The 21,658-nt window shown below is 45.7% G+C and carries 21 protein-coding genes and 4 tRNA genes; 3 read left to right on the top strand and 22 right to left on the bottom strand.

The window, feature by feature from the left end; genetic code table 11:
- From LOZ91_RS06175 to LOZ91_RS06085, 19 genes are all read right to left on the bottom strand, one after another.
- The coding region (locus LOZ91_RS06175) for a GTP-binding protein (RefSeq protein ID WP_244782822.1) at positions 1-115 on the bottom strand (115 nt) is incomplete at its 3' end.
- Between the two features lie 150 nt (positions 116-265).
- Positions 266-340: transfer RNA gene (locus LOZ91_RS06170), tRNA-Thr, on the bottom strand.
- Between the two features lie 17 nt (positions 341-357).
- Positions 358-433, bottom strand: a tRNA-Gly gene (locus tag LOZ91_RS06165).
- Between the two features lie 38 nt (positions 434-471).
- Positions 472-555, bottom strand: a tRNA-Tyr gene (locus LOZ91_RS06160).
- A gap of 54 nt (positions 556-609) precedes the next feature.
- Positions 610-685 (bottom strand) — tRNA-Thr (locus LOZ91_RS06155).
- 98 nt (positions 686-783) lie between these two features.
- Positions 784-2,277: an anthranilate synthase component I gene (gene trpE, locus LOZ91_RS06150; RefSeq protein WP_180190847.1), complete on the bottom strand. Its 1,494-nt coding sequence runs from the start codon at positions 2,275-2,277 to the stop codon at positions 784-786.
- Positions 2,278-2,385: 108 nt separating this feature from the next.
- Positions 2,386-3,054, bottom strand: coding sequence for a phosphoglycolate phosphatase (gene gph / locus LOZ91_RS06145; protein WP_100329455.1), 669 nt, complete (start codon positions 3,052-3,054; stop codon positions 2,386-2,388).
- A 78-nt stretch (positions 3,055-3,132) separates the two neighbouring features.
- Entirely contained in the window at positions 3,133-3,792 is a 660-nt protein-coding gene (locus tag LOZ91_RS06140; protein ID WP_005095259.1) for an FHA domain-containing protein, read from the bottom strand.
- Positions 3,793-3,854: 62 nt separating this feature from the next.
- Positions 3,855-6,107, bottom strand: coding sequence for a type II secretion system secretin GspD (gene gspD / locus LOZ91_RS06135; protein WP_180071880.1), 2,253 nt, complete (start codon positions 6,105-6,107; stop codon positions 3,855-3,857).
- Positions 6,108-6,145: 38 nt separating this feature from the next.
- Positions 6,146-7,009, bottom strand: coding sequence for a type II secretion system protein N (locus tag LOZ91_RS06130; RefSeq protein ID WP_244782818.1), 864 nt, complete (start codon positions 7,007-7,009; stop codon positions 6,146-6,148).
- The gene (gene gspN, locus LOZ91_RS06125) at positions 7,009-7,752 is read right to left on the bottom strand and encodes a type II secretion system protein N (RefSeq protein WP_005095254.1); all 744 of its coding nucleotides are present in this window, start codon (positions 7,750-7,752) and stop codon (positions 7,009-7,011) included. The genes LOZ91_RS06130 and gspN overlap by 1 nt, the downstream gene beginning before the upstream one ends.
- A 181-nt stretch (positions 7,753-7,933) precedes the next feature.
- The gene (locus LOZ91_RS06120; protein WP_167381258.1) at positions 7,934-8,260 is read right to left on the bottom strand and encodes an H-NS histone family protein; all 327 of its coding nucleotides are present in this window, start codon (positions 8,258-8,260) and stop codon (positions 7,934-7,936) included.
- A gap of 142 nt (positions 8,261-8,402) precedes the next feature.
- Positions 8,403-8,831, bottom strand: coding sequence for a thioesterase family protein (locus LOZ91_RS06115; protein ID WP_005173055.1), 429 nt, complete (start codon positions 8,829-8,831; stop codon positions 8,403-8,405).
- Positions 8,832-8,839: 8 nt separating this feature from the next.
- Positions 8,840-10,033: a heme biosynthesis protein HemY gene (locus LOZ91_RS06110; protein WP_005095249.1), complete on the bottom strand. Its 1,194-nt coding sequence runs from the start codon at positions 10,031-10,033 to the stop codon at positions 8,840-8,842.
- 6 nt (positions 10,034-10,039) lie between these two features.
- Entirely contained in the window at positions 10,040-10,876 is an 837-nt protein-coding gene (locus LOZ91_RS06105; protein ID WP_179999623.1) for a hypothetical protein, read from the bottom strand.
- Entirely contained in the window at positions 10,873-11,652 is a 780-nt protein-coding gene (locus tag LOZ91_RS06100; RefSeq protein WP_180050161.1) for a uroporphyrinogen-III synthase, read from the bottom strand. Before LOZ91_RS06100 ends, LOZ91_RS06105 begins: the two co-directional genes overlap by 4 nt.
- Complete coding sequence (hemC, locus tag LOZ91_RS06095) at positions 11,652-12,575, bottom strand: hydroxymethylbilane synthase (RefSeq protein ID WP_244782817.1); 924 nt, start codon at positions 12,573-12,575, stop codon at positions 11,652-11,654. Before hemC ends, LOZ91_RS06100 begins: the two co-directional genes overlap by 1 nt.
- Positions 12,576-12,682: 107 nt before the next feature.
- Positions 12,683-13,423, bottom strand: coding sequence for a LytTR family DNA-binding domain-containing protein (locus LOZ91_RS06090; protein WP_005095238.1), 741 nt, complete (start codon positions 13,421-13,423; stop codon positions 12,683-12,685).
- A 69-nt stretch (positions 13,424-13,492) separates the two neighbouring features.
- The gene (locus LOZ91_RS06085; protein WP_159516454.1) at positions 13,493-14,647 is read right to left on the bottom strand and encodes a histidine kinase; all 1,155 of its coding nucleotides are present in this window, start codon (positions 14,645-14,647) and stop codon (positions 13,493-13,495) included.
- On the opposite strand from LOZ91_RS06085, the gene argH reads away from it, so the two are divergent.
- Complete coding sequence (gene argH / locus LOZ91_RS06080) at positions 14,638-16,068, top strand: argininosuccinate lyase (RefSeq protein WP_171294103.1); 1,431 nt, start codon at positions 14,638-14,640, stop codon at positions 16,066-16,068. The two genes, LOZ91_RS06085 and argH, sit on opposite strands and share 10 nt — an antisense overlap.
- A 29-nt stretch (positions 16,069-16,097) precedes the next feature.
- A complete protein-coding gene (locus LOZ91_RS06075) occupies positions 16,098-16,367 on the top strand; it encodes an oxidative damage protection protein (protein WP_005095230.1) in 270 nt (89 codons plus the stop codon).
- Between the two features lie 599 nt (positions 16,368-16,966).
- On the opposite strand, the gene pgsA is transcribed toward LOZ91_RS06075, so the two are convergent.
- The 3 genes from pgsA to uvrC form a co-directional block, all read right to left on the bottom strand.
- Complete coding sequence (gene pgsA, locus LOZ91_RS06070) at positions 16,967-17,554, bottom strand: CDP-diacylglycerol--glycerol-3-phosphate 3-phosphatidyltransferase (protein ID WP_005095228.1); 588 nt, start codon at positions 17,552-17,554, stop codon at positions 16,967-16,969.
- 107 nt (positions 17,555-17,661) lie between these two features.
- On the bottom strand, positions 17,662-18,456 hold the full coding sequence (locus tag LOZ91_RS06065) for a thioesterase family protein (protein WP_005095227.1): 795 nt from the start codon (positions 18,454-18,456) through the stop codon (positions 17,662-17,664).
- A 115-nt stretch (positions 18,457-18,571) separates the two neighbouring features.
- Positions 18,572-20,371: an excinuclease ABC subunit UvrC gene (gene uvrC, locus LOZ91_RS06060; RefSeq protein WP_005173083.1), complete on the bottom strand. Its 1,800-nt coding sequence runs from the start codon at positions 20,369-20,371 to the stop codon at positions 18,572-18,574.
- A 224-nt stretch (positions 20,372-20,595) separates the two neighbouring features.
- Between uvrC and LOZ91_RS06055 the strand changes: the two genes are divergently transcribed.
- A complete protein-coding gene (locus LOZ91_RS06055; RefSeq protein WP_244782816.1) occupies positions 20,596-21,657 on the top strand; it encodes an AAA family ATPase in 1,062 nt (353 codons plus the stop codon).
- Position 21,658: the final 1 nt, after the last annotated feature.

The following is a 21,658-nucleotide window of genomic DNA, read 5'->3' as shown; positions in this document are numbered from 1 at the left end:
GTTTCGCACATACAGTTGCAATCGCAGCTGTTAAAGTTGTTTTACCATGGTCGACGTGACCAATTGTGCCCACGTTAACGTGTGGCTTATTACGTTCAAACTTAGCCTTAGCCATGTTAATACTCCTCGTTTACGTCGAACACAATTCTGAGTAAAACCCAGTTCCGACATGTCGTTTTAAAAAACCAAATACCAAATACTTGAAAAGCAGACTAAATAGCCTGCTTCTGGAATATTGTGCAATAAAAATTGCTAAACTGTAATCTGGAGCTCTTATCGAGATTTGAACTCGAGACCTCTCCCTTACCAAGGGAGTGCTCTACCACTGAGCTATAAGAGCAAATATTAGCACTTCAATGGAGCGGGAGACGAGGGTCGAACTCGCGACATGCAGCTTGGAAGGCTACCGCTCTACCAACTGAGCTACTCCCGCACGATGTTGGTACAAACCACTTATTGAAGTATTAAAATTGGTGGTGAGGGAAGGATTCGAACCTTCGAAACTTTCGTAGCGGAGTTACAGTCCGCCCCCTTTGACCGCTCGGGAACCTCACCATTTTACACTTACATCAGTGCTGTTCTTTACTCAACTCTTGAAACTCTCTAAGATGGTGCCGGCACACGGATTCGAACTGTGGACCTACTGATTACAAGTCAGTTGCTCTACCAACTGAGCTATGCCGGCGTTTCTTAGTGTTTCGTACGTTTCGTATCGGAACGGTGTGCAGTTTAGCAAAACTCACAAACCATGCAAGTGTTTTTTTCAAAAAAAACCCCAAAAACTCATAAAATCAAACCATTTGATGATAATTCAACCGCTTTGATCACTGCGCGAGCTTTTATTTGGGTTTCATTCCATTCAGATTCGGGATTTGAGTCGGCAACCAGCCCTGCTCCGGCCTGAACATAGACCTTATTTTCACGGATCACACAGGTACGAATCGCAATCGACATGTCCATTTCACCATGCCAGCCTAAATAACCGACAGCGCCACCAAAAATTCCGCGTTTTACCGGCTCAACTTCGTCAATAATTTCCATGGCACGAATTTTTGGTGCACCTGAAAGCGTACCGGCAGGGAAAGTTGCCTTGAAAACATCCAAGGCATCGACATCGTCACGCACTTCACCCTGTACATTCGAGACAATATGCATGACATGCGAATAACGTTCGATCACCATTTGATCAGTCACTTGAACTTTACCAATTTTTGCAATGCGTCCGACGTCATTGCGCCCCAAGTCAATCAGCATGACATGTTCGGCAATTTCTTTTTCATCAGAGAGCAAGTCTTGCTCAAGGGCCAGATCTTCTTCCTTGGTTTTGCCACGTGGTCGTGTGCCTGCTAAAGGACGCACTGTGGCAATGCCATTTTCCAAACGCGATAAAATTTCTGGTGAAGAACCGACAATATGGAACGGTGTATTGTTTTCCAAGGTTTGCCCTTGTACCAGAAACAGATACGGCGAAGGATTCAGATGACGTAGCGCACGATAGACCTGCAAAGGATCACCATCGAAATCTGACACCATGCGATGCCCTGGCACCACCTGCATCACATCGCCGGCACGAATATATTCTTTGACCTTTTCAACCGAGGCAATAAAGTTGTCATGTCCGGTTAGAGATTCAAAATGTGGTGGACTATGTTTTTCAGCTTTCAGGCTAATCGGTGTTGCCAGAATATTTTCTAATTCATTTAATTGTTCATGTGCTTTTTCATAAGCAATCGGGTCAGCTGCATCGACATGCACAATCAGAAATAAGGTATCTTTTAAATTGTCAAAGACAATGACAGTTTTAGACAACATCATCCAGATATCAGGCAAGCCAACCGGATCTGCTTCAGGCACATTTTTGAGTTTGGGTTCAATATAACGCACGGCATCATAACCAAAGTAGCCCACCAGACCGCCAGTGAAGCTTGGCAATGCAGGTAAGTCCTGTTGGGTCGGCACTTTAAACTGAGCCTGAAAGTCACGAATATAGTGAAAAGGATCTGCACAGTGCTGCTTTTCAATCGAGCCGTCCGCATGCTGTACCGTCAGTTCACCGGCATTACAGGAAAATACCGTAGATTCGCCCAGCCCAATAATCGAATAGCGTGCCCAGTTTTCTCCACCTTCGACAGATTCAAACAGATAAGCCTGCTGATGCTGCTTAAGACGCGCGAAAATAGAAAGTGGGGTATCCGTATCGGCCAGACGCTGACGGTACACTGGAATCAGGTTATAGCCTTGTGCAGCAAGTTGCTGGAATTGTGCTTGTGTGGTCATGCGGTTTTTCTCTTTAAATTGGGTTTACTCAGTGTATAAATAGACTTGAACTGAGCGACGCCATCGAAAAACCTGATCACTATTCATTTTATTTTCCTAACACCCTAATTAAGCAAGCAATTCACGTAGATCATCTACAATTTCTTGAGGATGACAGTCTGCTATATTTTCACCGTGATTATAGCCGTAGCTCACCACAATACAATCAATCCCGGCGCGACGTGCGGCCTCCACATCATTGGAAGAATCCCCGATCAGTAACACCTGTTCTTTCGTTACACCATACTGTTCGACACAGTGTAATAATTGACGCGGATGCGGTTTACGCTCGCTAAAACGGTCGCCACCAATGGTCTCGGCAAAATAATGTGCCATATCCAATGTCTCTAAAATAGCACAAGCAGGAAGCTCCGGCTTATTGGTGACGCAGATCAGGGTTTTGCCCTGCGCTTTGGCCCAGTCGAGAAACTTCAGAATTCCGGGAAATGGAACCGTGTCGACACAAGGATCAACATTATAAATATCCAGAAAAGTATTCAGCAGCTCCTGATGCTGTGCGGGTGTAACTTCACCGACCAGATGTAGCAATACACTTTCACAAAATATCGAGGTGCCCTTGCCCACCCAGGTACGAACCTGCTCTTCCGTGACCAAAGGCAATTGCAACACATTCAGGCTCATATTCATGGCACGATACAGGTCATGCGCCGAATCAACCAAAGTACCATCCAGATCAAACAAGATCAGTTCACGCTGTTCTAATTGTGCAATAGACATCCCGACCCTCTTTTATATTATTCGCAGCCACAAAAAAGGCATGCGCTGTGCATGCCTTGATTGTAACCAATCATCGGCTTATTTAAACATTACCCAAGCCATAATTGCCAAAATAATCAATACAATCACTGAAATCAAACCAACAGACACATTTTTCTGGGTTTCTTTTTCCTGCTCTACCCGTGACACAGGCTGCTCAACCGGCATTGGCGTAGGTTCTGGTTTCACTGCAGCAAGATCGACGCCTTCAGGAATCGGCGCTGGTTTTGGAATCCCGACATGGGTTGGCATGCCATCTCGGGTCAGCTGGACTGAGGCATCTCGCTGTGTCAGTTCCGGTATACCCTGCTCATTCATTTGTTGTGCTGGCGTTGGTTCAGTCACTTCAACCTGTGCCACGACTTTTTCTGCCGTGGCTTCTATTTCTGCTGGAACTTCTACCGCAGCCACAGGCGCCAACACGGAAAATTTCAGGCTGGCAAACTGAACGATATCATCCTGTTTTAATAACGTTTCCTGTGCAATCTGCACATCATTGACGAAAGTGCCATTCGATGATCCTAAGTCCTGTACCCAGAGCGCATCATCTTTGAGCAAGAAAGCAGCATGTTTGCGCGAGATCTCTGCGGCCTGCAACACAATGTCTGCGGCCTGATGACGTCCCACCAGCATATCACGGTCAATGCTAATCTCTTGCCCTGTCAAGTCACCTGTAATCGCGTGTATTTTCCAAGTCATGAATTTACTTCTCTTTTCTCTTTGACATTATCATAACATGCTGTTTGTTCATGCTACATCACTTAGCTTTTCGGTCTAAGTGTTGTGGTGGTCACGGTATTTTTACGCTTTTCGACGTGTTGTCCGGGTTGTGACTGCAACACAGGCTCAATCGCGACAGGCGTGACTACCACAGCAGCTGGCTGAGTCGGCACTGGAGCCGTCGGCACAGTTTGATAAGACGAATTTTGTAAAGGTGTTTTCGAAACCGGAATACGCTGTTGATAGACATCACCGACCTGTTCCGGCAGCTTGGCAAAATTACCATCAGCATCCAGGGCCAGTTGCAGACTATACAGTTGGCTATAACGTTGCTGGGTCAGTTTACTGACCTCATTTTTATCACCCACAATCGTTGGATGGATGAAGATCAGCAGATTACGTTTCTGATTAGATTTACCTTCAGAACGGAATAAACGCCCAAGACCAGGGATTGCGCCCAGACCCGGAACTGCCTGACGGCCATAACTGGTGTTATCCGAAATCAGACCACCCAGCACAATGGTTTGCCCATTTTCGGCCAGAATCGAAGTTTTAATCGCACGCTTGCTGGTTACCAGATCCTGCGCTTGTCCACGATCCCGATTAACAGCCGATACTTCCTGCTCCACTTCCAGACGCACCGTACCATCTTCACCAATATGCGGCACCACTTTTAAAGTGACCCCGACATCTTTACGTTCAATCGTGGTATAGGGATTGGCCACCCCAGCAGCGCCAGTTGAAACCGAACCTGTCACAAAGGGTACGTTTTCACCGACCACAATATAGGCTTCTTCGTTGTCCATAGTCACAATGGATGGCGTAGACAACAGATTGGACTTGGTGCTTTCTTTTAAGGCCTGAATCAGCGCACCATACAGACGGCGTGAACCATCACTGCCTTCACGATAATCGCCGAGCACCAACGAAGTCCCAGCTCCCACGGTACTTGCAGCACCTGCACCACCGCCGGTGAGATAGCCGGCTGCCACATTTTTTAGACTGGTACCAAAATTATCAAAGTTAATCAGCCCAATACCGCTACTGATATCTCCCAAGGCCCATTGCACCCCAAGCTGATCGGCATCTGTACCTTCTACTTCGATAATGGCAGCTTCAATCAGTACCTGTTGACGGCGAATATCCAGCTGATTAATTGCTGATTCGATTTCCCGCATCAATTGCGGATCGGCCTTAACCACCAAAGAGTTTTGCGTGGCATCGGCAATAATACTCACCCCGTTTGCGCTAAAGCTGCTAATTCCACCCTGCTCGGCGTTCATGCCGGTATTCAACTGAATAGCGGAGGAAGTATTATTTCCGCTGGTGTTGCTACTGTTGTTATTGCTTAAACTGTTATTCGAACTCAGGGAAGATGAACCCGAAGACGTACCAGTAGAATTTGAACTACTGTTCACCGCCTGCCCTGTCACCAGTCCCTGCAAGATCTCTGCCAGATTCTTGGCACTGGCATATTTCAAACGAAAGACTTTCAAGCCGCCCAGACGGTCTGCCGCCGGCACATCCAGGGTTTCAATCATTTGACGCAGCCGCTTACGCGTTGTCGGATCACCTTTAATAATAATCCGGTTGGTGCGGGTATCTGCAATGACACGTACCCGCGAACCACGCACATCTTTGGCTGCACCCGTGGCTGTCATGGACTCGATCAGCTCGATCATTTCCTCGGCCTGACTCGATTGCAGACTGACCGCTTCCATATCATTTTGACCGGTGCCATCCAGATTACGAATGATGGTTTCCAGCTGATAAATATTATTGGCCCGATCCGACACGATCAGCGCATTGGTGCCCGGCACTGCTGCAAGATGGGCAAATTGCGGCATCAAAGGGCGCAGTGCTGGAATCAGATCATTCGGATTGGTATTTTCCAGCCACAATACCCGAGTCACGATCTGGTCACCACTGGCACGGCTTCTGGCATCATAGGGAATGCCCGAGCTTTTGACATTGCTGTCCGGTACCAGCTTGATGGTATTGCCCGAAGGAATCGCCACCACACCATTGACATTGAGCACACCTAAAAACAGGTCATAGACTTCATTTTTATTCAGTGCTTTATTGGAAATAACAGTAACATTACCACGCACCCGCGGATCGACTGCGAAGTTCTTGCCGGTAATGTCAGCCACTTCATTAATGAATGCGGTGAGGTCAGCATCCCGCAGGTTGATTTTCCAGGTTTGCGCATAACCCGCCGTACTGATCATTGCTACGAGCGGGGCGGCCACACAGCATGCCCATGCTGATCGATTATTATTAAATAAAGCCATAAACTTTTGTGTTTCCTAACCCTATGCGTGATGACACATCACTTCAAATCTTGTTGTATGGTCATCGTCTGATCACCACGTTTTATTTCGAGTTTGACCTGACCTTCACGTCGAGCCTGTTCCAGTAATTGCGCCTCGGTTTGCCCCTGCGATAGCGTCTGACCGTTTAAAGATAAAATCCGATCTCCCGGTCTTAAACCGAGTCGATTACGCAGTGCAGCTGGTGTCCGGGAAGTGATTTCAAAGCCTCCGTCCGACGCACTGACCCCCATATTCTGTAAATACTGATCCTTGTTTTCCTGCATCTGCTGGATTGCCCGACCGATTTCATTTTGCGCTGAAGGCAGATTTTGTGCTTCAGCTACGCTATTCATAGCCGAAGATGGAACAGACATCGTATTAGATGCTGGAGTTTCCGGCACGATCGGCTGATTCAAGCCATTTTCCAGACCCTTGAATAACACTTCCTGAGTGGCACCGGTTGCTCTGCGCAGAATGACCCGATCCCAATAGACCTCGGCCAGCTCAAAACCACTGTTGCCCAGCATTTCTCCAACGCGATAACGTTCCACCTGATCATTGACTTTCAGCACCGCAGAAGAGTTATAGCTTGGACTGGCAACCACCACGCCTTGCAAAAGAATATTGGCAGCTTCTGCTCCTGCTACTATTTGTCCACTTTCCTGAAACAGCGAAAATGCACTGATATTGGGGATTTGCGCCTGTTGTGAACCCAGTTCCACCCGATCCAGCTGCATAGCTTGAGGTGGTGCAATCAGCAACCAGAACATGGCCGCCAGTTTCCAGCATAAATATAGAATCAACAACAGCAACACGACAGGCGCAACACGATTGGCCTGTTTCAGATCGATATTTTTTAGATCGCCAAGAGAAATGGCCATTAGTTCAAGCCTCCCATTAGGGGTTGGCGGGTACTAATCACATAAGTATCCAGGCCAGCTTTACCTTCATAGGAGGGTGCATTCATTAAAAAGCGCTGGGTAAGCTGGATATCGAGCATCAGACTGGGATCAAGCTTGATATTCAGCATACGTTGCTCTCGGTTATCCCGAACGTCGAGTAAGAGCTGTCCGCTCTCATCTGCCAGTTGTCCGGTCATGGCCGGTACATTCATACGTTCCTGACGCTGGGCAAAGCTATAAATCAGCTCACCACCCGCCCATTGCATTTGCCCGGTCACCTGACTGAAGCCTTGTTCCTGTTTATATTTAAAATCCACCTCTTTAAACTGAATAGCAGTCGCTGGCCATTGCCAGTCTGCCACTTTTTTTAAGGTTTCCGGCGCGAGCTGACCCTCAAGATTTTTGACGATCAAGGCTTTATTCAGCCCATAGCCCATGACCCCTGAAAGCTGAGTATTGCCGCTATGCAATTCAACATCTGCCCCAACTCTCAGCAACAGCAAGTCCAATGGCCGTACTTTCCAGTTCAGGCTGCCCCGCAAATTACCTTTTTTCCAGTCAGCACTGCCCTGCCAGATATTCCCGTTTACATTGTGCAAGGCCTGATTATTTTTATAAAATTTTGAAATCAACCAGGCAGCTGGCACTTGCAGGATCACAAAGACAAAAAACGCCACAAGAGCAAGGATGAACCATCTTAAAGTTTTAGGTTTATTGCTCATCCCACCACGACCAATATCTCAAGTCTAAATCCCCATTTATAATGTTTTCCTTATACAGACACATTATGCACACTTTTTTCCCAACGCCAATTCATAGATATAAAAAAACCAAGCAATCATGCTTGGTTCAGCAATCTTAGACTGTCTGTATGACAGCCTAATGACGAGATCAAATCGAGGCTTAGATCAAGAAATCTTCAAGCTTGGCACCTTTGTCCAGCTCTGCCACCAACCAGCGCGGCTGCTTGCCACGACCCGTCCAGGTGTCATCTGGGTTGCTTTTGCTACGATAACGTGGCTCTACCGATTTACGTGATGATTTCTTGCGTTTAGACGCGCCAAATTCAAGTAACTGTTCAACCGTCATACCTACTTTGTCAGCAACGGCCAAGATTTGCTGATAAGCATCTTCGATCTCTTGGTCTTTTTTTGAAGCAATCAGTGATTCTGCTTCGGCTTGTAAACGCTTTAACTCTTCTACTGATAAATGAGTAATATCTGGCATAATGCTCTCCGATTAAATAATATTATTTGTTTTGTTAAATAATACCCCATCATATTTATATTAAATAAAACATTCAATATAAATATTTAAATCAATAACAATAAAGTTTAGAAATAATGACAAAATTAAATAATCAATTCATTTTTTAGATTTCATGTCCGGCTGTTAATTCAAGTGCTTCGATTTTCTTTCGGATATGTTCTGGAATTTGAGTTTTCTGCAGGGTTTTTTGATCAATACAAACAATAACCGCTTCAGAAGTTGCTACTATACTTTGCTGTTTTTCACTCCATAATAAATAATGCATGCGGAATGCACTATTTCGAATCTCTTCAATACGTGCTGCAATTTTTAAATGATCTGGAAAAACCACCGGTTTTAAATAACGGCACTGATTTGAAGAGACCACCGTAGAGACCGATTCATTCAGTAAATCCAATGCATCCAGATAAGCCAGACGTGCATTTTCTATGTAACGATAATACATGGCATTATTCACATGACCCAATGCATCCATGTCTCCCCATGCCACGCTCTGTGCATAAACCACTGGATATTGTTGTAATTCTGACATGATGATTCTCAAATTTTAATTTCGATAAAGTTTACATTGGATTCAAATACTGCATTTAACTGCTGGAGCAAGTCTTCACGGTCTTGTAAGGCCGCTTTAATTCTCAAATAACTCATACGAATATCATCAGGATATAAGTCAAGCAAATGCTGGGCTTCCTCTGTATAACCGGTGGCCTGTAACACATGCCATTTTGCAAAACTCAAAATCGGTAATGCCGGATACTTGGTTTCCCAATGCGAAATCTGCTGTGCAATATGATCATAATCCGGATTCTGCCGTAACAATTGCTGTTGAAACCACAAATAAAATACGTCCTGATTAAATTGTTGCTCTAATAAATGAATTGCCATTGTTTCATGTTCGGCACTCATTTCAGGTATTCTGAATAATAATTTCAACCATAATAACTTGACTGTATAGTCACGATCAAATACTTGCTTTTTTAAATCTAAATAACGCTGTTGTAAATAAATTAAATCATCTTGTGTGGCTTGATCATAGGCCAATAATAATTGTTCAAGCCATATTTTTTTTACTTCTTGTTCTAAATGTCCATATTTAGTCGAGCGTAAATATAACCAGGGAAACTGTAGGGCAAATACACCCCATAATGTGGTGAGTCGATGTTCATAGGCTGGTTTCACCTGTATTAACCATGGTGATAATTCATGCTGATTTAAAAATTCTAAATGGGTCAGTGCTTGCTCACCGTGCTGTTGCGATAAATAAATTTCAATTCGCTGCAATTCTGCCAACTCAAATGCCATCGGGTTAGACTGATTTAAAGCAGTCAAGGCATCTGTATATTGCTGTTGCCCCCAAGATAATCGTGCATCAATAATATGTTTGAGTAAGCCCGACTTGCTAAAAGACTGCTGAATAAAATCCCGTTGATCCTGAGCTGCATTTAATAACCAGATTACAGCCAGTTGTTCATAAGGATGTAAATGGGCAAAACTAAATACGGTTTCATTTTTACGCTGTTCACGGCTGCGATACTGTTTGATCGCGTACCAGAGGCAATGGATCAAAAAACTGAACGTGACCAGTGAGGCCGCCAAAAACCACAGGCTAGTTTGTAACTGCCACTCACGCCAATATAAATAGACATAGCCGGCCCCATGCCCATAACTCAGGATGCTCAGCCCCGCTATACCCAGTAGGCAGATAAATAAATAGGCCAGCAAAATCTGTTTCATAAGCAATTAGCCAACTAAGGTGCGTGTATTTAATAAAGGCGTCGGAGTGACCGGTGTGGCCTTGATTTGATGCAACTGCTGAATCCAGTACTGACTACGTGCATCCGGTAATTGCTCCAAGACATCAATCACCGCATTCAACGCTTGCTGAAAGGCGACAGATTGATCTTGCTGCAACGTATTTTGTGCAATGAGCAAGCGCAACTGAGCTTCTTTCAATACCAGATGCCGTTGCATTAATACAGTACTCGGCTGCTCTGCAGCTTCGATCTGAATCCAGCGCTGCCAGAAAGAGCGTTGAGTTTCCAAACTTTGAAGATGCGGAGCCTGAATTTCTTTTTCAATTTCAGCATCCATCTGCATCAATACTTCTTTTAATTTATTTTGCTGCACCAAGCGACTATTGACGAATTTTTTCAGCATGTCCTGATCTTTCGCAATTACTTGCTGCAGACTACTGACCAAGGCAGGCGCCAAAACATACTCATCCAACTCATTCTGCAGGTGGTTTAGTTTTTCAATGGCGGTGGCATATTGTTGCTGTTGCAGTGCAAATTCAATCAGATCCAGCTGCTGTTGTACGAGAGCAATATCATTCTGCATGTCAGCAGTTAGCACTGCAGCTGCTGCCTGAGCTGAGGGAGTGCCTGCATTTTGCTGCTGGGCGGTAAACTGGCGTTTTAATGCCACAAACTGATCATTGAGATTGGCATTTTGCTGCTGCAACTGTTTAACACCTTGATGAAGTCCAGTCTGCGCTGCATTGAGAACATAAAGGTCATAGCTGAGTTTGATGAGCCACACCACACTCAAAATGAAAAATACAATAAATAGTTTCTTCATGCGTTCCCTAGTATCAGTCTCATTTTTTGCAAGATCGTATTCGCCTCTAAATCATCAATTTGCACAAATTCAAACCCTGCCTGATGCTGTTGTTGATATTCCCCAAGAAGAGTGGCCAAACGCGGCCCCAAAACCAAATAACGGGCCTGATGCATTAAATCCGAATTATCCTGCATTAATGTCAGCCAGTTTAACCAGCTTGCTTCACTGCTGATTAGCACGGCAAAGCGCTGCTGCGTCTCAAGCAATGCCAGGTTTTCTGCCAAAATCATTGCTGTGCTTGCGGGGCATTGCCGCCGATATAAAATAAAATTCAAAATTTTGATATTATTTGCGCGCAGATGATCCATCATAAATTGACGGCCGCCTTCTCCGCGCCAGAAGGCCACAGCTGAGCCAGCAGGCAGTTGCCTTAACACGGGTAATTGCAACATGCCTTCCGAAGTTTCAAGTTCAGGCACATGACTTTGAATACCATAACCAGCCAGCGCCTGCTCAGTGGCTTTACCCACCGCCACCCATTGCACATCTGCCAAGCGCGATAAGATAATTTCCGCTTGCTGTAAATATTGCATGCCAATCTGGGCGGCAGTCGGACTGACCACCACAATGATTTTGGCCTGATCCAGCTGGCGATACAAGCGTAACAGCTCGTCGGAATAAGGCTGTGCATGCAATTCCAGCAAAGGCAATTCTAGTACAGAAATCTGCGCTGCCTGTAACTGCTGAGTCAAACCCGCAGCACGCTCACTCGGACGGGTATTAATCAGTAACATCAGTTTGAATAAAGTGCTTTCAGCAACTCGCCTGCACCTTGATCGAGTAAATTTTTGGCCAATTCCACCCCTAACTGTTCAGCTTCTGCAATTTTTCCAATGTGCTGTGCACGCAGCAAAACCGTTCCATCAACACTGCCAACGCGACCTTCGATTGAAATCACATCATTCTGGAGCGTGGCATAGCCGGCAATCGGCACCTGACATCCGCCTTCCAGATAGGCATTAAAGGCACGCTCAGCACGCACGCAGGCATCCGTTTCTGCATGTAATAATGGCTGAATCAAGTCCAGTACCGCCTGATCATGGGTACGGCATTCCAGCCCCAGTGCACCTTGACCTACGGCCGGTAGACTGATTTCAGGAGTCAGAGTATGACGAATACGTTCTGCCAGACCTAAACGTTTCAAACCGGCACTGGCCAGAATAATCGCATCATACTGACCGGCATCCAGCTTGGACAAACGTGTACCGACATTACCGCGCAAATCAATGATTTCGAGATCAGGACGCTGTTTTAAAATCTGGGTTTTACGGCGCAAACTGGAAGTGCCCACTTTGGCGCCCTGTGGCAATTCATCAAAGCTGGCATAGGTATTCGAGACAAAGGCATCCAGTGGATCTTCACGCTCACAGATCACCGCAAGGCTCAGCCCTTCCGGCAATGCCATCGGTACATCCTTCATGGAATGTACGGCCAGATCGGCACGGCCATCGAGTAAAGCAGCTTCTAATTCTTTTACAAATAGACCTTTACCACCAATTTTGGCCAGCGGCGTATCTAGGATTTTATCGCCCTGTGTAACAAAAGTGACTAACTCGACCTGCAAACCAGCGTGCAAATCTTGTAGGCGCGCACGGATATGTTCCGCTTGCCAAAGCGCAAGTGGACTTTGTCGAGTTGCAATTTTTAGGGTCTTCATAAATTTCAATAATAGTAAATGAGAACAATAGTCTAAACTTAACCTGCTCACTTTAAAATGCAAGTGAATTTATACAAGTTTCAACTGAATGCTCTCATTGATTCCTGCTATAGCTTTTGAATCCGATCCCTTAAAAATGGCAAATGTCGCCGACTGACCGCTAAACGGTCGTCCAGCTCACGACAACGCACCTGATACTGACCTGAACTGACCACTTCCAGACCATCCAGATAATTCACCGAGATCAAGGCATTACGATGAATCCGGATAAACTGGTTCCCAAACTCCTGCTCTAGCTCCTTTAAGGTTTCATCAATCAGTACACTGCCGTTTTTATGACGTACAGTGACATATTTCTGATCCGCCAGAAAATAATAGATATTTTCAACTGGCACCAATTCGACACCACGATAGGTCTTTGCCGCAATCTGCTGGCGGCTGATATTGATTTCGTCCATATTTTCTTTTTGTTTTAGTTGGCTCATCTGAGCTTGGGTAAGTTTAGTTAAGTGCTCCAAAACCTGTGCCAATTCCTGTTGCATCACGGGTTTAAGCAAGTAGCCTTCGGCATTTGATTTAAATGCATCCAGCGCATGTTGGTCATAGGCCGTACAAAAGATAATTGCCGGCATCGGGTCCAGCTGACGCAAATACTGCGCACAAGCGAGACCATTCATTTCAGGCATTTGAATATCTAATAGTATGACATCGGGTTCGTATTGGTGAGCCAGATCAATCGCTTGACGACCATGACTTGCAGTCGCCACCACATCATGCCCCAGCTGAGAGACCAAACGTGATAATCGCTCGACAGCCAAAGGCTCATCATCACAAATCAGGATGTCCATTGCTCCTCCTTACCCAGTTAACATGATCAAATACATGATAAAGCTAACTGCGATTTCTTTGATTTATTTTTATTTATATTGATATCGCACTACCGTCGTAAACATCCCTTCGCCGGCAAAGGTTTGAAAGGTCATACTGGGTCCGTAATAAGCTTGCAGACGCTGTCTGACATTTTCTATTGCAATACCATGCCCCTTTTTTAAAGTTTTATTATCCTGCGTATAAGGGTTAGTAATAATGATATTAATTTGATTTTGCAATATTTCAACCAATATACTTATCGTACTCTTTGTGAGAATTTTTTCAACTCCATGGAAAATACTATTTTCTAACAAGGGTTGTAAAGTTAATAATGGGATTTGTACTTGTGAGTATAAGTCTTTGTTTTCTAACTTCCATTCGATTTGCAGGCGTTCACCCAAACGGATCTGCTCAATCTCCAGATAGCGCTGGCACAGATCAATTTCCTCTTGCAGACTGACCAGTTTCAACTCCTGAAAACTGGCACGAAATAAGCGGGACAGATTCAGCAGCATATGTTCGGCTTTATCCGGATCGATGCTGATCAGGCTAATCACACTGTTCATACTATTGAACAGAAAATGCGGTTGAATCCGCGCTTGCATGGCCTGAATCCGGGCATTCAGTTCACTATGCTGCTGCTGTTCCCATTGTTCACGCAAATACAGGTAGCGAAAACAAAACATACCGAGCAAAACACCCAAACTGAGATGTAACCCAACCTGATCCAGGGCAATTGCCAGGTTTAAGCCCTGAAAATTAAAATTCATTCCAAAATGTATCACAACATTCAGACTGATGGTGGTCAGCACCACAATGGCCTGTAGTAGCAAAAAACCGGAAATGAGCGCCAGCTTAATCCCCATATGCTGAAAGGCCTGATGGAATAATTCCACCAGTGCTGCAAAACATAACAGTACCCAGTTGATATACAGCATATATTGCAGCAGATACATCGCATTTAAAGCTTGCCACGACTGTGCTTCTGCGAGCGCTAGAATCATGGCCAGAATATTGCCGCCGACAAACAGTTCCAGCAAATAGCGAAGATTGCCAATCTGGCTAAAAAAATAGGAACTTTGTGTTTGCCCGTTTATCGATGCGAAAGATTGAGCAGATGTGACTTCGGCAATGGGCTTTGAATTTGTTATACTCTTTTTCGTTCTACTGCTTTTAATCTGATTGAGCCGACATGACCACATCTTCTAATTCCTCTAATCCATCACAAGCCCAGACTTCGGGTATGTGGGGTGGTCGTTTCTCTGAAGCGACTGATGCTTTTGTTGCTGAATTTACAGCATCTGTTCAATTTGACCAACGTTTTTATAAACAGGATATTGCAGGCTCGATTGCCCATGCAACCATGCTGGCCAAAGTAGGCGTACTGACGGCACAGGAACGCGATGACATCATCGAAGGTCTGACTGCCATTCAAGCCGATATTGAAGCAGGTAAGTTCGAATGGCGCATTGACCTAGAAGATGTGCACATGAACATTGAGTCGCGCCTGACTCAGCGTATTGGCATCACAGGCAAGAAATTACACACTGGCCGTAGCCGTAATGACCAGGTCGCAACCGACATTCGTCTTTATGTACGTGATGAAATTGATGCGATTTTAAAATTACTCGAAAAATTACAAAAAGGTATTTTAAGCTTGGCGGCTAAAAATACCGATACCATCATGCCGGGCTTCACCCATTTGCAAACCGCTCAGCCGGTGACTTTTGGTCACCACTTAATGGCCTGGTTTGAAATGCTGGTACGCGACTCTGAGCGTCTAATTGATTGCCGTAAACGTGTCAACCGTATGCCACTGGGTTCTGCTGCACTTGCAGGAACCACCTATCCGATCGAGCGTGCTTACACCGCTGAGCTGTTAGGTTTTGAAGCCGTTGCTGAAAACTCTTTAGACGCAGTATCGGATCGTGACTTTGCAATTGAATTTAATGCTGCTGCATCGTTAATTATGATGCACTTGTCTCGTATGTCCGAAGAACTGATTCTATGGACATCTGCTCAGTTCAAATTCGTGAATATTCCAGATCGTTTCTGTACGGGCTCTTCAATCATGCCACAGAAGAAAAACCCGGATGTGCCTGAACTGGTACGTGGTAAAACCGGCCGTGTCTATGGCGACCTGATGAGCCTGCTGACCCTGATGAAAGGCCAACCACTGGCGTACAATAAAGACAATCAGGAAGACAAAGAACCCTTGTTCGATGCGATCGATACGGTACGTGGTTCATTGATGGCATTTGCCGACATGATTCCTGCACTGGTTCCAAACATTGCTGAAATGCGCGAAGCAGCGCTACGTGGTTTCTCTACTGCGACTGATCTGGCAGATTACCTGGTGAAAAATGGCGTTGCATTCCGTGATGCGCACGAAATTGTCGGTAAAGCTGTAGCACTGGGTGTTGCAGAGTCGAAAGATTTGTCTGAGCTGACACTTGAGCAACTTCAACAGTTCTCTGACCTGATTCAGGCCGATGTATTTGAAAAAGCGTTAACACTTGAAGCATCTGTGAATGCACGTAACCATATTGGTGGAACTGCACCTGCGCAAGTCGAAGCTGCTATTGCCCGTGCTTATACTCGCTTAGAAAATCTTTACGCTTAACTTTTTTAGCTTAAATTCGGAGTATTGATATGTCTCGACAAGTATTTTGCCGTAAGTATCAACAAGAAATGGAAGGCCTGGACTTTGCACCCTTCCCAGGCCCCAAGGGTCAGGAACTGTTTGACCATGTGTCTAAACAGGCTTGGCAGGAATGGCTCAAACACCAGACTACGCTGATTAATGAAAAGCGTTTAAACGTATTTGAACCGGACGCGAAAAAGTTTCTAGAAGAACAACGTGAAAAGTTCTTTAGCAATGACGAAACTTTGGAAAAAGCTGAAGGGCTAAAGCCTGAGTGAGGATTAGTGGAGCGCTGCTCCACCCGAACGCAAGACAAGCAGCTATGCTGCGCGTAGGCTTTAATCTAAAAGAGTCTCTTTTGAGGCTCTTTTTCATTTCTGAAATTATAAATCTTTCTTTCCAATAGCGCTTTCAAATTTCAAGAACAGAGTAATAGCAGCAAGCTAAGTTATTGATGTCTTGAATTCAGGGTTTTGATTGGGCGGCGGCCGGTATTCTGTACTTTTTAGACAAAAGTTGAAGGATTAAAAAGCATTTTTACCTAGCCTATCCCCCGCCAATAGTCAGCCACTATCCTGCTGAAAAACATTCATATTTGTATCAAAATTATAGATTGTAAATCCTACATACAGACTGATCACAAAACACAACAATCTGCTACAAGAAGTCATATGATTTTGTAAAATGGTCTCTTTATAATGAGCTCTAAGAAGATGAGATATCTTTGAATAACTATAACAATAAGCAACAAATACCCCGATTTCATCCCAGTTCTTCCCCCAAAGGCTGGGTATTTTTTTGCCTGTGATTTATCAAATTTTGATAATTTCGGAGCATAAAAAAAGCCCCTTTCAAGGAGCTTATTTTTTAATTTTGCTTAAGGCTGTTTCAAATAGGGCCAAGCCGCTTTCAGATAAATAAACATCGACCATAAAGTCAGGATGACTGCTGTGTACAACAAGGCATAGGCCAGCATTTCCAGTGGTGGCCAGTTCAGCAAAAACACGGTAATCGCAATCATCTGAAAAGCCGTTTTGTACTTACCCACGGTTGATACTGCAACATTGGTTCGTGCACCCAGTTCTGCCATCCATTCACGTAATGCTGAAACAGTAATTTCACGTGAAATAATCACAATCGCAGCAAAAGCCATCGACATCGAAGGTTGCCATTGCACCAATACAATCAGCGCAGCTGCGACCATCAATTTATCTGCGACCGGATCGAGAAAACGGCCAAAAGCAGAGGTCTGGTTTAAAGTTCGAGCCAGATAGCCATCAAACCAGTCCGTCACTGCAGCCACTACAAAAATCGTGGTCAAAATAATATGCCGTGTCATGTCAGAATGGTTGGCTTCAAAGCCCATTGCAGGCGGCCAGTAAGCCACCAATAAAAATACCGGAATAAGAGCGATACGCGCCAAGGTCAAGATATTTGGAATATTCAGGATACGACCTGTAGTCATAGACACCGCCAATTGTTCCCCTCATGTACGATGAAAATGCACACTTTTTTAGAGGTTTGATCCATCATTAATAGGCTTCACTTTATACGAATTGGCTGTCAGTGTCACTAGGCAAACACCGTCACTGTTTGTCTTGCCATCGCAATCAGGCGATTTTCTGCATCCCAGAGATAGGCATGCTCGGTTGCATAACCATCCGCAGCATGATCCGTAAATACTTTATATTTAAACCAATCATGCAGTTGATGCTGAAGCGGATGCACATAAGTCACGCTCCAGGTCAGACTACTCGCGGGTGCCATACTTTTAAACATCGGCAGTACACCAGGTGGCCAGATGTCGAAAATTGCCATCAGGTCAGCGATCAGGAATTCACGATTGCTATGCTTTTCAGGATGAAAACGGCACCAGCCGCCAAAGTCCGGACGTGAGCTGGCACTACAAGGCAGATTGACGTCCGCCCAGGCGATTTCAAAATGGTCATAACATTCTGGCAGGCCATAACCAGCAGGAATCTGCAACAACTGCTCTGGTGCAGCATAGTCAGGTGCCTGTTCTTCTTGCTGCACCTGAATTTCCGAGTCACGCGAGATACCAAAACTGGCAATCAGAATACTTTGTACTACCTCGTCTTGCCATAGACGCACTTCGATGGTGGTGACCGACTTACCTTCCCGCAAAATTTCAGCACTTAGTCGCACTTTCGCCTGTTGGATCGGCCCAACAAAGGTGACGCTGCAACTGAGCAGATGTTTGGCCGGATCATTGATCTGAATAACCGCTTTTTGCATCATCATTGCTGCAGCCAGACCACCATACAGGGTGCGCCCCTGTAACCATCCTGATGGAAATTCCACCCATTCCTGTTCGGAAATTTGTGCATAAAGCGCCTGCAAAGACATGTTGATCCCTCAGTGAGTCTTGATCCTCAGTATATTGAGTCAAGCTTGCTCTGCTGTGAATGATCAATGACCCGTGCGTCAATGTGCTCTTTTGCCCTTGCATTGGGCTTGATAATTATTCATGCAGCACTTTATAGATCATCCGTGCCATGACTGAACCCAATCCCGGCACCAGTTGCAGATCTCTTTCTGAGGCTTTCAGTACGCCCTGAATCCCGCCAAAATGGGTCAACAGGTCACGACGGCGTTTTGGCCCAAGGCCCGGAATGACTTCTAGTACCGATGAACCGCGTTTTTTATCGCGTTTGGCGCGGTGCTTGGTAATCGCAAAGCGATGCGCTTCATCCCGCACCTGCTGAATCAAATGGAGTGCCTTATGATCTTCTGGCAACTGAATCTTGCGACCATCGGTAAAGTGCAGGGTTTCCAGACCGGGTTTACGCCCCTCGCCTTTGGACACACCGACCATAAAGGCCTCCAGTCCCAGTTCCTGCATCACTTCCATCGCCATATGCAGTTGCCCCTTGCCGCCATCAATCAGGAGTAAATCTGGCAGCATGGCTTTTTTATAGCGACGGGTTAAGGCCTGACGCATGGCGGCATAGTCATCGCCCGCCTGAATATCATGGATGGAAAACTGACGATAATCACGTTTACGTACCCCACCACTATCAAATACCACACAAGATGCGATAGTGTCTTCACCCATGGTATGCGAAATATCAAAACATTCGATCCGGTCCACCGGGCGGCCGACCACCTGTTCCAGCTGATGGAAACGGTCATTCAGTTCAAAATGATTGGCCAGCTTGCCCTGAATCGCATGCTGTACATTCATTTGTGCCAGTTCCAGCCATTCCGCGCGGGTTTCACGAACCTTGGACTTGATCTGGATTTTCTTGTCAAAATGCTGCGACAAGGCAGCTTCCAGTTCCTTGCGATCGGCCACTTCGACATTGACAATCAGCTCGGCCGGAATTTCATCCGCCACCTGAAAATAGAAATTGGCAATAAAATCGGCAAGCATCTGCCCTAGATCATCACTGAGCATATCCGGGAAATAGCTTTTTCCGCCGAGCATTTTACCGTTGCGCACATGCATGATCTGCACACAGGTCACCCCGGCCTGATAAGCAATAGACAGGATATCGGCTTCGCCTTTGAGCTTATAAATTGCCTGCTGTGACTGCACATCTCTTAACAGTGCCATCCGATCGCGATAGAACACGGCTTTTTCAAATTCCAGAGCTTCGGCTGCCGCTTCCATTTTTGCGATCAGTTCCTGATTCAGCTCCTTGGTATCGCCCTGCAAAAAGCGAATCGAGTTATCCACATCTGCTTTGTAGTCTTCCGGAGAGATAAATCCGACACAGGGCGCAGAACAGCGCTTGATCTGGTATTGCAGACAAGGACGGGTTCGGTTGGCAAAAAAGCTGTTTTCACAGGAACGCACATTAAACAGTTTTTGCAGCACCACCAAGGTATCCCGGGCGGTATAGGCACTCGGATAAGGCCCAAAAAACTTGCCGACCTGATGCTTGCCCTTGCCGCGCCCACTGGCCAGTCGTGGATAAGGTTTATCTGCGGAAACAAAGATATAGACATAAGATTTATCATCGCGCAGCATAATGTTATACGGCGGATGATGCAGCTTGATCAGGTTCTGTTCCAGCAACAAGGCTTCGGTTTCAGAGCGCACCACCAAGGTCTGAATATCATAAATCCGCGCCACCAAGGCCTGGGTTTTGGGATGATCCAGCGTTTTGACAAAATAGCTGGAGACCCGGTTTTTTAGATTTTTGGCTTTCCCCACATACAACAGTTCGCCGTCTTTGCCATACATCCGGTAGACCCCAGGCAGGCTGGTCATATTGGCCAGAATTTTCTCGATATGAGGACGTGCGTTTTCGTTCACCTAAAGCCTATTTTTTACATGCAATCTGCAGATATATGTGATGATTATTCGGTTATTTTCAAGCGAAAACACAAAATTCCCCTCAACTTGACACCCAATTTAAAACTATAGCTCAGCCATCTTTGCAATCTATAGCTTTCTCCGCATGATCTGATTGCTAAAAGCTCTAAATTTCAACCTTTAACTTTGCTATGCTCAAAGGGTCTAGTTTTGAGATGATTCGCATGACCATGCAGCAATCGGGCATCCATATTGTTCAACCATCCAGCTCCACCCATCACCCCTCTGAGCGTGATCGCCGGATTGGCAAACCGCGTTTTCATTTCGAGCCGAATCACGTGATGCAATTGCTGCGTGGACGGATGATTGGACAGGATGCCGCACTGAATGAAATTGAAAAAATGCTGCATGTGGTCAAGGCCGATTTCTCCAGTCCGGAGCGTCCACTCTCGGTCACCTTGATGCTCGGCCCAACCGGCGTGGGTAAAACTGAAACCGTGCGTCTGATTGCCGAAGCGATTTATGGTCGTCCGGATGCTTTCTGCCGGATTGACATGAACACTCTGGCACAGGAACATTATGCCGCGGCACTCACCGGTGCGCCGCCAGGTTATGTCGGTTCTAAAGAAGGTCACAGCCTGTTTGATGAAACGGCGATTGCCGGCAGCCATACCCGTCCCGGCATCATGCTGTTTGATGAACTGGAAAAAGCCAGTAACGAGGTGATTCGTGGTTTGATGAATGTGCTGGATACTGGCAGATTGACCCTGACAGCTGGAACCAAAACTATTGATTTCCGTAACTGCATGATCTTTATGACCAGTAATGTCGGCGCACAGGCGGCACAGCAATATCTGGAAAAACTCAGCTACCTGCCACAGCAAATACAGGCACTGTGCCTGAAACATGTACCCACCCAGCGCATTATTGAAAAAGTCATGCAGCGTAAATTCGATCCTGAATTTCTAAACCGGATTGACCGCAGCCTGCATTATCAGGCGGTACAGCATGATGCCCTGCCACGTCTGGTCGAAATTGAACTGGAAAAACTCAATAAACGCCTGCAACATCAAAACCGACAAGTACATTTATCGGATGCAGCCAAAGCCTATTTCTATCAGGGCTATGATATTCGTTACGGCGCCCGGCATTTGGGCCGCAAGCTGCGTACCGAACTGGAACCGGTTCTGGCGCTGTATTTTTTAAGCCAGCCCGAGCAGTTCAGTCTGCATCTGGACTGTGTCGATGGACAATTTGTGGTTCTGCCTGAGCAAGCAAAAGCTTAAA

The organism is Acinetobacter sp. F-1 (assembly GCF_022869025.1).
Taxonomy (GTDB): Bacteria; Pseudomonadota; Gammaproteobacteria; order Pseudomonadales; family Moraxellaceae; genus Acinetobacter; species Acinetobacter pseudolwoffii.
This window is presented reverse-complemented; position numbering and strand designations above follow the sequence as displayed.